Annotated in this window: 10 protein-coding genes and 1 tRNA gene; 5 read left to right on the forward strand and 6 right to left on the reverse strand. The window is 68.5% G+C overall.

Annotation, left to right across the window (positions count from 1 at the left end):
* Window positions 1-109: 109 nt before the first annotated feature.
* The 3 genes from ACYQML_RS02135 to ACYQML_RS02145 form a co-directional block, all read right to left on the reverse strand.
* Window positions 110-1,774 (reverse strand): SWIM zinc finger family protein, encoded by a 1,665-nt coding sequence (locus tag ACYQML_RS02135; protein WP_461234550.1) that lies wholly within the window; start codon window positions 1,772-1,774, stop codon window positions 110-112.
* Window positions 1,771-4,899, reverse strand: a complete 3,129-nt coding sequence (locus ACYQML_RS02140) for a hypothetical protein (protein WP_461234551.1) — start codon at window positions 4,897-4,899, stop codon at window positions 1,771-1,773. Before ACYQML_RS02140 ends, ACYQML_RS02135 begins: the two co-directional genes overlap by 4 nt.
* Before the next feature lie 203 nt (window positions 4,900-5,102).
* On the reverse strand, window positions 5,103-6,083 hold the full coding sequence (locus ACYQML_RS02145; protein WP_461234552.1) for a hypothetical protein: 981 nt from the start codon (window positions 6,081-6,083) through the stop codon (window positions 5,103-5,105).
* A 362-nt stretch (window positions 6,084-6,445) separates the two neighbouring features.
* Here ACYQML_RS02145 and ACYQML_RS02150 point away from each other — a divergent pair, with 362 nt between their 5' ends.
* Entirely contained in the window at window positions 6,446-6,847 is a 402-nt protein-coding gene (locus ACYQML_RS02150; protein ID WP_461234553.1) for a lysozyme inhibitor LprI family protein, read from the forward strand.
* A 50-nt stretch (window positions 6,848-6,897) separates the two neighbouring features.
* Here ACYQML_RS02150 and ACYQML_RS02155 read toward each other — a convergent pair whose 3' ends face one another.
* From ACYQML_RS02155 to leuC, 3 genes are all read right to left on the reverse strand, one after another.
* Window positions 6,898-7,509, reverse strand: coding sequence for an ImmA/IrrE family metallo-endopeptidase (locus ACYQML_RS02155; protein ID WP_461234554.1), 612 nt, complete (start codon window positions 7,507-7,509; stop codon window positions 6,898-6,900).
* 1,431 nt (window positions 7,510-8,940) lie between these two features.
* Window positions 8,941-9,025 (reverse strand) — tRNA-Leu (locus tag ACYQML_RS02160).
* A gap of 104 nt (window positions 9,026-9,129) precedes the next feature.
* Window positions 9,130-10,545 (reverse strand): 3-isopropylmalate dehydratase large subunit, encoded by a 1,416-nt coding sequence (gene leuC, locus ACYQML_RS02165; RefSeq protein ID WP_056421992.1) that lies wholly within the window; start codon window positions 10,543-10,545, stop codon window positions 9,130-9,132.
* A 271-nt stretch (window positions 10,546-10,816) separates the two neighbouring features.
* On the opposite strand from leuC, the gene ACYQML_RS02170 reads away from it, so the two are divergent.
* Genes ACYQML_RS02170 through ACYQML_RS02185 form a run of 4 tightly spaced genes read left to right on the forward strand, consistent with a single transcriptional unit; the run spans window position 10,817 to window position 13,820 of the window.
* Window positions 10,817-11,797, forward strand: a complete 981-nt coding sequence (locus ACYQML_RS02170; RefSeq protein ID WP_461235641.1) for a 2-hydroxyacid dehydrogenase — start codon at window positions 10,817-10,819, stop codon at window positions 11,795-11,797.
* A complete protein-coding gene (locus ACYQML_RS02175) occupies window positions 11,794-12,810 on the forward strand; it encodes an AprI/Inh family metalloprotease inhibitor (protein WP_461234555.1) in 1,017 nt (338 codons plus the stop codon). The genes ACYQML_RS02170 and ACYQML_RS02175 overlap by 4 nt, the downstream gene beginning before the upstream one ends.
* A 28-nt stretch (window positions 12,811-12,838) precedes the next feature.
* The gene (trhO, locus tag ACYQML_RS02180) at window positions 12,839-13,588 is read left to right on the forward strand and encodes an oxygen-dependent tRNA uridine(34) hydroxylase TrhO (protein ID WP_461234556.1); all 750 of its coding nucleotides are present in this window, start codon (window positions 12,839-12,841) and stop codon (window positions 13,586-13,588) included.
* A gap of 13 nt (window positions 13,589-13,601) precedes the next feature.
* A complete protein-coding gene (locus tag ACYQML_RS02185; RefSeq protein WP_018045441.1) occupies window positions 13,602-13,820 on the forward strand; it encodes a SlyX family protein in 219 nt (72 codons plus the stop codon).
* Window positions 13,821-13,960: the final 140 nt, after the last annotated feature.

The following is a 13,960-nucleotide window of genomic DNA, read 5'->3' on the forward strand; positions in this document are numbered from 1 at the left end:
GACGGCGAAACGCCGCCCAGAATGCAAGGTCCGCTCCGCCCGACGTCCCTCAGGGGAAGAAGCTTAAAGCATGCCGGGGAGGGCATCAATCGCTTGCCGACGCGGTTCCTCACGCCTGACTCCTCATCGGCTTGCCCTCGACCTGCGCGTGGACGATGCGGCGCAGGGCCAGCATGTGCTCGCAGGGGCCGCGCATCAGTTTGTTGCGGATGTAGAAGCCGCAGGTGCAGTGGCCTCCGACCATGCGGTCATCCGCGTCGATCTCGACGGCGGTCGCCATGGCCCGGCCGTCGTCCAACACGGAGCCGGTGAGGCTGCGCCGGCCCTCGGCGCGGGTGATGGGGCCGAGGGTCACCAGCCCGGCGGCGACGAAACGGTCGGCCTTGGCCTCCTGCTCCGAGGCGAAGCGCAGGGCGCCCGCGTCGAGGGGTTCGCGGGTGAGTTCGCGCAGGCGAAACACCCGCTTGTCGAGATCGAACATGACGCGGCCGGCCTGGACGTAGCCGCCGAGCGCGGCCTCCACCGTCGCCCGGTCGAGGCCGGTCTCGGCTGCGAGGGTCCCGGCATCGGCGAAGAGATGGCGGCCGAGCGCCGCGAAGACCCGCGCGGCGGTGCCCGCATCGACATCCGTACGCGGGGTGAGAAGGTCGAACTGGCCGGCGCGGGACCAGTCGTTGGCGGTCCAGCCGGACAGGCCGAGGGTGAAGCGCAGGCCGCCGTAATCGACCACCGCGAAGGAGGGCAGACCGGTGCCGAGGAGATGGAGGCGCACCGATCTGGCGAGCGGCAGGGCGCGGGCGAGAATCGCCAGCCGGCGACGGCCCCAGAGCCGGAGCTCGGCGCTCGCCGGCCCCCGGTAGATCGAGCGCCGGAAGGTCAGGCGCTCGTTCCAGGGTTCGATCAGCACGCTCACCGGCCGGTCCGGTTCGAGCAGGAAGCGCAGGGAGCGCGGGCCGTGCCGCTCCCGGCGGGCGGCGAGCCGGGTGAGGATCGCGTGCATGTCGACGGGGTGCAGATCGACCACGCAGGCGGGCTGCGTCATGGCGCTCGAGACCTGCAGGAAGCCCCGCATCCAGGAATCGGGCAGCTCGATCTTGTCCTCGCGATACTCCTCCGTGCCGCTGGTCTGCACCGAGAAGCCGGAGGGGTCGATGGCGAGTTCGGTGTCCCGGTCGCTGCGGATCTTCTGGAACTCGTCGTACAGAGCGTGGCTGTAATCGATGTTGGTGGTGCCGAAGGCCATCTCGCCCATGCGTTCGAACACGTCGTGGTCGCAGGAGAGGCGCCCGTAGGTGGATTCGTCGAGGCTGAAACACTCGAAGAAAATCTCGTCCGGATGCACGGTGATGACCGGGTCGAGGACGATCCAGGCGTCGAGATCCTCCTTGTAGAGGCGGTCAAAATAAAGCTGCCGCGCCTTGTAGAACGGCCGCATCACCGTCTGTGACTGGATGCCGATGTCCGTGAGTTCGCGGCGCAGGGACTCGATCTCGGCCTCCAGCTCGTCCCGCCCAGCCAGCGCCTCGGCGAGAAGCTGCTGCTCGTTGGCCTGCAGCCAGGCGAAATAGGCGCTGCGGTCCTTCGGCTTGAAGCGCAGGTCCGACACCACGACGTGGTGCAGGGCCGAGATCGCCTCGCGGAACGGCAGGTGGCGGGCGACCCTTCCGTTGAAGAAGGTCGGCGCGCGCAAGGTATCAGGCGCGAAGCCGAGCCGCGTCGTACCCCCTTCCGTGACGGCGCGGCTCTCGCCGAGATAGCGGTGGACGACGTTCATCGGGCACCCTCCGACAGGGATCCGGGGGAGGGCCGTACCACGGAGGGGCGCCGGACGAGGGGCGTCTCGAGGTCCGGATAGGCGTCGGCGATGTCGCGGAGCGCCAGGATCGCGGCGTTCCGGTCGCGCGCCGTGCCGCTGAGCGACAGGTCGGCGAAGAAAAGCAGCAAACCTTGCGCCCGCTCGCGGCTGCGCAGGGCCTCCCCCTTCAGGAAGGCGGCCATCCTGTCCTTGGCGGTCCGCCCCGTCAGCACCTGCAGCATGACGATGCGGGCGAGCGGCACGAGACGGGCGAAGGCCTCCTCGCTTTCCACCGCCTGCGCCGTCAGGAGTTCCGTCACCAAGAGGTGCATGGAGGGCGAGGGATGTTCGAGGAGGCGCAGGATCTGGGCATCCGCCTCCCCCGGCCGCAGATGGCTGCGCAGGAGCCTGCGGGCGAAGGCCAGGACCTCCGGCTTGACGCTGTCGGTGACGACGGAAAGCGCCTCCGGCGTCCAGGCCTCCTCCGGCCAGGTCGCGAAATGGCTCTCCGCGAAGGCGAAGGTCTCCGGCCAGTCGCTTTCGACGAGAAGGACGGCCTCGGCCGCCTCGGCCTGGAAGCGGGAAGGCTCGGCGAGATAAGCGGCCATCGCCCATTGCCGCACGGAGAGGTGCGAATGGCCCCCGAGCCGCGCGATCTGGCGCACGCTGAAGAGGCCGGGCTCCCGCTCGGCCAGCACGATGGCCCCGAGGCGCTGCGCGCCCTTGGCCTGCGCCTGCAGGAGGCGCCACAGGGTGCCGGCGTCGAGAGCGGCGAGTTCCCCCGGCATCGCCTCGCCCAGGAGCGCGACGATGTCGGCGACGAACCGGTCGTCCGGCGCGGTGCGGAACAGGCTTGCGATGAGGGCTTGCGCCAGCGGGCCGGCGCTGGCCGGATCGGCATCGACCAGGCGCCTCACCAGGGGCCGCGCCGCCTTTCGCAGGACGGGCGAAGGACCGGAGGCGAAGGCGAGGATGGGGTCGGCGTGCCGGCGGAGCCGCTCATCGTCGAGGCGCGACAGGAGGCCGATGGCGGCGTCCCGCACGTCCAGGGAGTCCGAGCCGATCAGGGCGTACCATTGCTCGGCGGGCAGGCCATCGGCATCGGTGCCGGACAAGGCCAGCAGCGCGACGCCCGCAGCCATCATCTCCGGGGCCGGATGCGCCATCAGCGCGGCGATGTCCTGCCCGTCCACCGGCATGTCGTGGTCCGGCCAGAGCAGCGGCAGGCCCGCGCGCATGGCCCGGATCGATGCCGCCGCCTCCGCGTCGAGGACCGGCGGCATCGCCCGCAGCCATGCCACCAGCCGCTCGGCCAAAGGCCCGGCGACGCCGGCCGAAAGCCCGCGCTCGCGGGCGAGGGGGAGGAGCGCCGCCTCGACCTCCGGCGCGGCACTCGTGAGCAGCGCGAAGGCCAGCGCCACGTTCGACCAGGGCAAATCCGCCTCGGCCTCGATCCGCCGCAGGGCGAGCATCCGCGCCTCTGGAAACCGGGCCTGGACGAGGACGGCGAGGAGTTCGGGATCGGCCCCGCCGCGGGCGAGACGCTCCCGCGCGATCTCCAGGCCGAAGGCGGCGACGGCGGGCAGAGTCGGGCCGAGCAGGCGGCCGATCGCGGCGGCATCGAGGGCGGCGCAGGCGGCGGCGTCGGCCCTCAGGACGCGCAGTCCCAGCATCGCCACGGGGTCGATCCGCCCCTCCGTGGCGAGACGGAGGGCAAGGTCGGGCCGGGCGCTCCAGAGGTCGGGGAAGGCCTCGTCCCGCGAGTCGAGGTCGGTATCGGCATCGAGGAAGAACGTGGCCGAGCCCGAGCGCGGCCGTGCCTGCGGGGCATGGCGGAACAGGAGATGGCTCGCCGCCCATTGGGTCGCGAGGGGGCCGCGCAGGCGGGGCTCGCGGCCCCAGGTGCCGTTCGCCTGACGCCGCCACAGGGTCGAGACCGTGCGCGGACCCAGATCCTCCGGCCGCACCCTCAGCAGCAGCCCGGCGGCCATCTCGGCGAAGGCCGGATCGCCGACCTCGCCGCGCTTGCGCAGGGCCCGCCAGATCCGGCGCTTGAGGTAGAGCGAGGTGGCCGAGGACAGGCCGATCCGCGCGTCCGGGCCGCCCCGTTCATCGCGCACCACGAATTGCCGCCGCAACTCGGCCGAGTAGACCATGGGGTCGCCGGATTTGTACATCGCCTTCGCGGTCTCGAGCCGCAGCGCGGTGGCGCCGAAGAGGCCGGCATCGTCGGCCATCTCGGCATGTTTGAAGAGGCGGCGCAGGCCGATGAGGTAGGGCGGCCGGGGGGCCAAGCGCGGGAGCGCGGCGCAGAGGCAGGCATGCAGCACGGCATCGTCCTGCGCGCGGCGGCCGAGCGCCACCAGCGCCGGCCCGACGGCGAGGGGCTTGGCCCTGGCGAGGGCAGTCAGCGCGGCGACGAGGCCGTCCGCGTCGCCGGCGCAGGCCGGGCGGGCGACCGCCTGCGGCAGGTCCGCCTCCTCGCCCGAGGGGCGTCGTTGCGCGCCCATCAGCGGCGAGACCAGGGCGAAGCGGGCGAGGTCGCGAATCACGACGCTGCTCGTCTCGGCCGCCACGGCCTCGAGGATCGGTGCCGCCTTGCCCCCCACGGCGCGGGCCAGCGCCCAGACCAGGGCGTAGCTCGCCCCCGCCGGCCCGACGTCCCGCACCATGGCCACGAGGGCCGGCTCCGCTTGCGCGATCCGAAGCTGGCCGATGCGCCAGAGCAGGCGCTCGCGATCCTTCTCCGGCCACGGCCCGCGCCGGCAGGATGCCAGCCGCGCGAGAAGGATGCCGTCGCGGCCCTCGGCCGGGGCTCCGGCCGTGCCTGTCACGGATGACGCTACGGGCTGGTCCATCCGGCGGTAGCCGCCGTTGATCTTCGCGACGACGACACTGTCGAACACTTTCGCGGCGGCATCGGCCGAGATCGGCTGCGCCGTCTTCGATCCCTCACGCAGGATCGCGCCGCGTCGTCCGTAGCGGATGTTGACGAGGAACCGCTCAGGCGCGGCGACCGCGTCGTTCTCCACGAGGTCCACCTCGTAGACCTTGTCGGAGGCCCCCTCCTTCAGGTGGAGGCGTGCCGCGCGGACGACCCTCATGCAGCGGACCCGGAGAGGGCGACACTGCGATCCTTGGGTCTCTGCATCGTGGCTCCTCGCGAGACGGGGAAGAGGCGGCGACCGGCCCGGTGACGTGCGGCGTTCCGGTCGCAGGGATGTCTAGCCTCCCCGCGATCGCGGGGGCAACCCTGGCGGGCCGGGGCGGACCGTGATGGGCGCGTCCCCCATACCGCCCCGCCTGATCAGCGCGGAACCACCGAGGCGGCGACGCGCTCGGCCCGCGCGAGGGCGTCCGGCTGGTCCGCGCCGGCGAGACCGATGACCCGCAGGTAGGTCTTGCCCTCGAAGCGGATCGTCTGGGTCACCCCGACCTTACGGCCGGACCGGACGTCCTTGCCGGTGGCCCGCAGGCGGATGACGACCGCGCCGCCCTCGGTGGTGCGGCTCTCGTCGGTGACCGCGATGTCCTTCACCTCGCGGATGGTGCCCAGCGCCTTGCGGGCGAAGGCGCTCTGCTGGTCGGTCGCGACCGGAGCCTTCCCCAGGGAGGGCGCCACGATGACGAGCGGCTGGGTGCCTTCGGGATCGACGTCATTGGGGCCATCGGTGAGCAGGAGGGTGTTTCCCATCAGCGTCCGCACCGGGCGGAACCCGGCCAGGTCCCCCACCGAATAGGGCATGGCCGCGATCTGGTCGGCGACGCTGCCGGGCGAGCGGAAGGCGATCGTGCCCAGCGCCGCCTCCACCGCCTGGTTCGGCACCTGCCCACGGGCCGCTTCCGGAACCTGCACGGTGACGAGGCCGGTGCCATCCCCGCCCCGCACCACCGCGACCCACTTGGTATAGGCGATCCCCCTGGCCGACTGGCTGCCGCGCAGGACCCGCCCCTCGCCGCCGGCGACGGACAGCGGCTCGGCCGCTCCCACGGCGGCAAAGCCCGTCGAACGCAGGGAATCGGGGGTGAATTTCTCGGCGAGCTGCCCATAGGCCTCGGCCGGCATCGCGACGATGACGATGGAGGCGCCGGAGGGATGCTCGAAACCGGCGAAGCTCTTGGCGGGCGTCATGCCGGCGGGCGGCACCAGACCGATCCCGCCGGCAGGCGGAAAGACCGCCTCGGCGGCACGGGCCGGCAGGAGCGGAGTCGAGACGAGCAAGGACACGACAAGGCCGAGGAGGGCCAGCAGCCGGCCGGTGGCGCGGCGGAAACGGGGAAGACGCATTCCGGAAGGGTCTCTCGAGAGTGGGACATCGGCGTCGGCGGAGCTTGCCGTGCTGCCTGGTTCGGCCTGTGCGGTATCTCGGTTGCCGGCAGCTTGGCTGTCGAAGGCTCGGGGCGTCAACCCGCCAACGCCCATTCCAGAGCAATCTCGGTTGGACCGGCCCCTCCCCGTTCCCGGCGCGGAGACGCGCCCCGCGAGTATCGGCCCTGCTCCCCGTCAGCGATTCACCTTTCAGAAGGCATCACAGCCGTCGTGTCGAAGTGTGCTGAAGTCGTAACGGCATCTCAAACAATCGTATGCCAGCCAGAACGAACGGGACGTCAGTCGTCGCATTGCTTTTTTCATTACCCGGTCGAGACATCATGGCAACGAACATCTTCATCATCGCGTCCTCAGCCGGGATGATGACAATAGCCCTGACGTTACCGACATTCGGAAGCGCGGAACCGGTAAGACATTGCGACACGGCGAAAGACGCCATCGACAAGGCCATCTGCACCAGCGCATCGGCAAGGTCAGCCGATGACGAAATGGTGAAAGCCTACAATGACCTCCGGCATACCTTCGATAGCGTGAGCGCCAAAGCTTTGCTGGAGGGACAAAGATCGTGGCTGCAGACCCGCAGCAAAAGCTGTTCCGTGAAAGGGAACGACGTCGCCGCCTGCCTCATCAAATTCAGCAAATTCGGCGGAAGCGGGCTCTTACACGTTGATAGGGCTTGCCCTGATCGCGGAAGGCGTGGTGCGACGGCAAAAAGCTGGTAGAGATCAGTCAGAATTTAGTCGTTTAAGTGCAGCGGGCGACTGATCTGACCTTAAGCGAAAGCCTTACGCCCAAAACCAACTGGGCCGTTGAGAGGCCAGAGCACACACCCGAGCTCTTTCATCCTGATCTTTGCAACCGCCGGGGATACATCAAAAACTGATGCCAAAGCGTACTCGTCGTGTGCCCCGTTCTCCCAAGCCTGCCTCACCAACGGTACAGGCATCAACAAGGACGCGGCGTATCGATTAGCCTGACTCTCGATCAGGAGAGGCTGCAAGCTACGATAAAGACCGTTATCGACAATCCCGTCACCAATCAAATCGCGCTGCAACACGAAATGCGCTATCTCATGAGCGAGGGTAAAGCGTTGCCGGGTCTCAGAATGAGTGGAATTTATAGTGATCCTGCAAGGACCATTTATTTCACATTCGATCTTTCCTGAGACGTCGCTCGCCATGGGGGTTTTGCTTACAGCGACTCCCAGAGCTCGAGCCATCCCATAAACGTCAACTGGTACCGTCCTCAGGAACGGCTCTATGATCTCCGTTGGAAGGCGGCTGTCGGTCTGTCTGTTTCTCATGGCCATCCTCCCTTCCTGCTGCTTCACCGTAGTCTGAGGTAGAGTCTGCTCCCCCGCCCGCCAACTGCTGTCGTGCGACATTCTCAGCGGCACGCGACGCAATCGAAGGAACGGTTCTGTCCAAATGTTCCAGGGCAACCCTCAATGCCGCCCCCTTTAGTTCCTGATAGCCCCAAAATCGCACCACCCGCAAGTAGCAGACCAAGAATTGCGATCATAACACTAAGGGCGCTCAAAAGGATCGCTACGAAGTCTTTGTACTCTATTGATGTAGATTGTGGCGCGGGTTGATGGCTGTGGTTGAGAATACCCATCAATAACTCTAACGGTCGCTTTGGGGGCGGCGCTGGGGCCAGCCAATCGCTTCGTAAAACTATAACGAATAGAATAATTATAAATGCCACATTTAACGCAGCCAAGAAATAGTTCCACATACGAAGGGCGGCGAAGCGACGATTGGAAGGAGCGTCTTGTCCAATGCTATCGAGCAGTCTGTGCTGATGGTTCTCGCTTGGCGGCTCTGCATAAAAGATCCGTCTTAGTAGAGCGCCAAACGCGGACAAAAAGCCCCTCCTGTGTACCAAGCTGTTGCCCGCCCATTCTACGGCCGGTTGTGCCCCCTGTAAAACATCTGCGCTGCGCCCTATTCGGGAATAGCGCCCTATTCCCCCGCGTTCTGAAAATTGATGAGGAACATCTGCGTGCCGCGTAGGGCCACCATGGTTACACAGGCTAATATCGCACGCGCGATTCAGATTGTGCAGGCGGCTGGCCTGTCTGTGCATCGCAGCGTCGTGCGCCCCGATGGCGTCGCCGTGGAGACAATCCCTTCGGCGGAGCAGGCATGCCAGGCGAATGATGCCACTGAGGTTGCAAACGATGAGCGGGTGCCGCTCCTATGACCCTCAACATGCCTCGCTCCCCGCCCGCCCCACCTCGTTCGCAAAGAACCCCACCACGTTCGCGTCGTCTGGTACGCGAGGAAAGAGCAGGGCAAGCGAATCCGCCTGACTGAGCCGTATGGTTCAGAAGCCTTCTGGCGAGACTACAGACTCGCGCTAGACGGAGCGCCCGTCGAGGCGAAGGGGCCGGCCACAGGCTCACTTTCGTGGCTCATTGGAAAGTATCTCGCGAGCGCAGCATGGTCCGATATCAGCCCGGCCACACGCAAGCAAAGGCACACAGTTTATCTCACCGTGGAAGCAACGGCCGGCGAAACGCCCCTGAAGGGAATTGAACCAAGGGCCATCCTTGCCGGCCGAGACCGGCGCCGAGATCGACCGCACGCCGCGAACAACTTCCTCAAAGCGATGCGCGGCCTCTTCGGCTGGGCGGTCGACCGCTTAATGCCCTCTATGGATAGGCGCCGGGAAGCCGGGAGAATGCGACCTATACCAGAACCGCGGATAATGCCCGACTGGCCCGCGAGGCTCCGATTTATCCCGCACCGATCGACGAAGTGCGGAAAGCGGGGCCAAAAACTAAGTCAACATCAGTCACTTAGTTTTTGATTGGTGCCCAGGAAAGGACTCGAACCTTCACCTCTTGCAAGACTGGTACCTGAAACCAGCGCGTCTACCAATTCCGCCACCTGGGCCGGTCGGCAGATGTTTGCCGACGCGGAGGTTCGTTTAGGCGGACGGGCCGGCCGCGTCAATCGCGATTCCGGCCCGTTTCGCGGATTCCGCTCGAGCTCGGCGCTTAGGCCTCGCCGCGCCACTCGCGGATGTCGACGAAGCGGCCGGCCACGGCGGCCGCGGCGGCCATGGCGGGGGAGACGAGGTGGGTGCGCCCGCGATGGCCCTGGCGGCCCTCGAAATTGCGGTTCGAGGTGGAGGCGCAGCGCTCGTTGGGGCTGAGGCGGTCGGCATTCATGCCGAGGCACATGGAGCAGCCCGGCTCGCGCCAATCGAACCCGGCCTCCTTGAGGATGAGGTCGATGCCCTCCGCTTCCGCCTGGGCCTTCACCACGCCGGAGCCCGGCACCACCATGGCCGAGACCGACGGGTGAACCTTGCGGCCCTCCACCATCTTGGCCACGGCGCGCAGGTCCTCGATGCGGCCGTTGGTGCAGGAGCCGATGAAGACCCGGTCGAGGGTGATGTCCGTGATCTTGGTGCCGGGCGTGAGGCCCATGTAATCGAGGGCCTTGGCCTTCGATTGGCGCTTGTTCTCGTCGGCGATGGCGGCCGGGTCGGGCACGAGACCGGAGATCGAGACCACGTCCTCGGGGCTGGTGCCCCAGCTCACCAGGGGCGGCAGGCTCGCCGCGTCGAGGCGGACTTCGCGGTCGAAGAAGGCGCCCTCGTCGGTGGCGAGGCTGTCCCAATAGGCGCGGGCCCGCTCGAACGCCTCGCCCTTGGGAGCCTTGGGGCGATCCTTGACGTAGGCGTAGGTGATGGCGTCCGGCGCCACCAGGCCGGCGCGGGCGCCGCCCTCGATCGACATGTTGCAGATCGTCATGCGCCCCTCCATCGAGAGGGCGCGGATCGCCTCGCCAGCATATTCGATGACGTAGCCGGTGCCGCCGGCGGTGCCGATCTCGCCGATGATGGCGAGGATGATGTCCTTGGCGGTGACGCCCGGCGGCAGGGTGCCGTCCACGGTCACGCGCATGTTCTTGGCCTTGCGCTGCAGCAGCGTCTGGGTGGCGAGCACGTGCTCCACCTCCGAGGTGCCGATGCCATGCGCCAGCGCGCCGAACGCGCCGTGGGTCGAGGTGTGGCTGTCGCCGCAGACGATGGTCTGGCCCGGCAGGGTGAAGCCCTGTTCGGGGCCGATGACGTGGACGATGCCCTGGCGGCGGTCGAGGGCATCGTAGAACTCGATGCCGAAGTCGCGCACGTTCTCGGCCAGCGTCTCCAGCTGGAGGCGGCTCTCCGGATCCTCGATGCCGAAGCGGCGGTCCGAGGTCTGGACGTTGTGGTCCACCACGGCCAGGGTCTTCTCCGGGTGGCGCACGCGCCGTCCGGCCACGCGCAGCCCCTCGAAGGCCTGTGGGCTCGTCACCTCGTGGACGAGGTGGCGGTCGATGTAGAGGAGGCTGGTGCCGTCCGGCTCGACATCGACCACGTGGTCGTCCCAGATCTTGTCGTAGAGCGTGCGCGGGGCAGTCATGGCGTGGCTGTTTCGGTTTTCGTCGTTGATCGGATCACGGGCGGATATGTGACTCTCGCCCTCTTTAGTAATGTTCGAAAGGCCCGCTTGGAAGTAGGCCGGCGCACACGGCGCATCGCGGTCATGACTGCCGCCCGCGCGCCGCATGGCGACCTTGGCCGATGCGGACCCGCCGCGACGGCTGGACCCTGCCCGGACGGCGGATTACAGCCGTATCCTCTCATGGCCTCTCCTTCCATGGCCGGTTCCGGGGACGGATGACGAGCGCGACATGCAGCCTGCCGACCTGTTGCTCCTGAAGCCGATGCAGCCGAGCGTGATGGAGGCGCTGGCTGGCGCCTTCACCCTCCACCGCGCCGACACCGCGCCCGATCCCGACGCGTTCTATCGCGAGATCGGACCGCGCATCCGTGCCATGGCGACCGGGGCGCAGGCCCCCGTCGACCGCACCCTCATCGAGAAACTGCCCCAACTCGAGATCGTGGCGAGTTTCGGCGTCGGCTACGATACGATCGATGTCGGCGCCGCGGCGGAGCGGGGTGTGGTGGTCACGAACACGCCCGACGTGCTCTCCGACGAGGTGGCCGACCTCGCCCTCGGGCTGCTCCTGGCGACCGTGCGCGAGATCCCGCAGGCGGACCGCTACCTGCGCGCCGGGCACTGGCCGACGCGGACCTACCCCCTCACCGCGACCCTGCGCGGCCGGCATGTGGGCATCCTCGGCCTCGGCCGGATCGGGCGGGCCATCGCGCGCCGCCTCGAAGGGTTCGGCGTGGCCCTCTCCTATCACGGCCGCCGCCGGCAGGACGACGTGGCCTATGCCTTCCACCCGACCCTGCTGGAGATGGCGCGGGCCGTGGATGTCCTCATGATCGTGGCGCCCGGCGGCCCGGAGACGAACGGGATCGTCAATGCCGAGATCCTGGGAGCCCTCGGCCCCGACGGGATCGTCGTCAACGTCGCCCGCGGCAGCCTCATCGACGAGCCGGCGCTGATCGAGGCCCTGCGATCGGGCGCGATCCACGGCGCGGGGCTCGATGTCTTCGCCGCCGAGCCCGAGGTGCCGGAGGCCTTCCTCGGCCTGGAACGGGTGGTCCTGCTGCCGCATGTGGGCTCCGGCTCCGTCCAGACCCGGGAGGTCATGGGCCGGCTCGTGGTCGACAACCTGCTCTCCTGGTTCTCCGGCAAGGGCCCGCTGACGCCGGTGCCGGAAACGCCGGCGAACGCGCCCCGCACCGGAGCGGCCCGATGATCCGTCTCGCGCGCTCCCTCGCCGGTCTGTTGACGGCAGCGGCCCTGGCCGGTCCGGCGCAGGCCCAGACTATGACCCAGAATGGGGGCCAGGGGATGGTTCAGGGCGCTCCCCAGGCGCCCTCGACACCGACCGCGCCCTCGACGCCGACCGCGCCCCCGGCCGTGACGCCCGCCCCGACACCGGCGGAGCCCCCCGCCGCCTCCGGCCCCTCGGAGACGCCCGCCGCGGTGAGCCCACCAACCGGCTTCGTGGAGACCCTGCCGCCCACCATCGAAGGCGTTCCCGGCACCTGGGACCTGTCGCGGGACGGCAGCACGCGGCGCTGCGTCATGACCCTCGCGTCGCAGAGCTTCGAGAGCGGGCGGCGCCTATCGTTTCCCGCCGGGTGCCGCCGTGCCCTGCCGATCCTGAACGAGGTCGCCGCTTGGCTGTTCGTGGACGGCGTCGTCCGCCTCGTGGACAAGAACGTCCGGCCGGTCCTGATCTTCAATGCGCGGGACGACCGGCGCAGCCTCATGGCCAAGACCGAGGGAGGCGAGGTCTACAGCCTCGTTCCTCTCCAGATCGTGGCGATGTCGCCGCCTCCCGCGCCGGCGCCGGATGGCGGCTCCGGGTACAAGCTCGAGCGGGACGATCCGACTGCGGCAGGCGGCCAGAATATTGGGGCGCAGACGAGCGCAGCGACGCCTGCCGGCCCGCGGCCGACGGCCGGCATCTACGCCCTCGACCGCTACCGCGAGCAGGACGTCTGCCGCCTCGAACTGAAACCCGCGGAGGGAGGCGGGACCGCCACGGTCCGCCTGCTCGAGGGCTGCCGCGATAGCGGGCTGACGACCTTCGATCCGGCCGCGTGGCTGGCGGCTCCCGGCCGGCTCACCCTGGTGGCACGGCGCGGCCATGTGGTGGGGCTGGTGCCGGCGGGGGAGAACCATTGGCGGCGCGAGCCGGAAGTCGGCACCACCTTCATCCTGCGCCGGATCGAGAGCGCCGCGCCGAGCGGTTCCCCCTGACGACCACGCCTGATAGACCCTGCCGCCGATGCCCTACACCGTCGCCGCCCTCTACCGCTTCGTTCCCCTGCCCGACGCCGCAAACCTGCGTGACGCGTTGGAGAGGCGCTGCGTGGAACTCGGCATCCTCGGCACGCTCCTCCTGGCGCGCGAGGGGATCAACGGCACCATCGCGGGAAGCGCGGCCGGCATGGCCACGCTCCTGTCGGAGCTACGCGACGGCCCGCTCTTCGGCGAGCGCCTGAGGGATCTGGACGTAAAGCTTTCGCGCGCGGAGGCCGCGCCTTTCGCTCATCTCAAGGTGCGGGTGAAGCGGGAGATCGTGACCTTCGACGACGGCGCCACCGATGCGGGCGAGGCCGGGATTCCCGTGCCGCCCGAGGCGTGGAACGCGCTGCTCGATACGCCGGGCCTCCTCCTCCTCGACACCCGCAACGCCTTCGAGGTCAATCTCGGCACGTTCGAAGGCGCCACCGACCCGCATCTGTCGCGGTTCTCGGATTTCCGGGCCTATGTCGACGGCCTCGACCCTGCCGAGCATCCGGCGGTGGCGATGTTCTGCACCGGCGGCATCCGCTGCGAGAAGGCCGGGGCCTATATGCGCGCGAAGGGGTTCTGCACCGTCCACCATCTCGAGGGCGGCATCCTGCGCTATCTCGAGACGATCCCGGAGGCCGAGAGCCGCTGGCGCGGCGACTGCTTCGTCTTCGACCACCGCATCGCGCTCGGACCCGGCCTCGTCGAGCGGCCCGACCACGATCCCGAGACATTGCGATGAGGCGGGGCCAGCCATGACCGACGACGACACGCTCTCCGCCCGCATCGACGCCCTGGAGATGCGGCTGACCGAGCAGGACGTGGTCATCGACGACCTCAACGCGACGATCACCGCGCAATGGCGCCAGATCGATGCCCTGACGCGGCATCTGGCCAAGCTCGTGGAGCAGGTCGAGGAGGCCGGCGCCCGCACCGGCACCGGCGCCCCGGAACCGCCCCCGCCGCATTATTGAGAACCAGCCCGGTATTGGCCGCACGGTCGTCGTGGCGGGACTCCATCGTCGGGCACCCGCCCCGAGCGCCCGGATCGGGTGGCAAGCCGCCGGCACCAGTGCCGACAAAGTAGCCTTCGGACATGAGAAGGGGCTGCCTC

The organism is Methylobacterium sp. CM6244 (genome assembly GCF_054817885.1).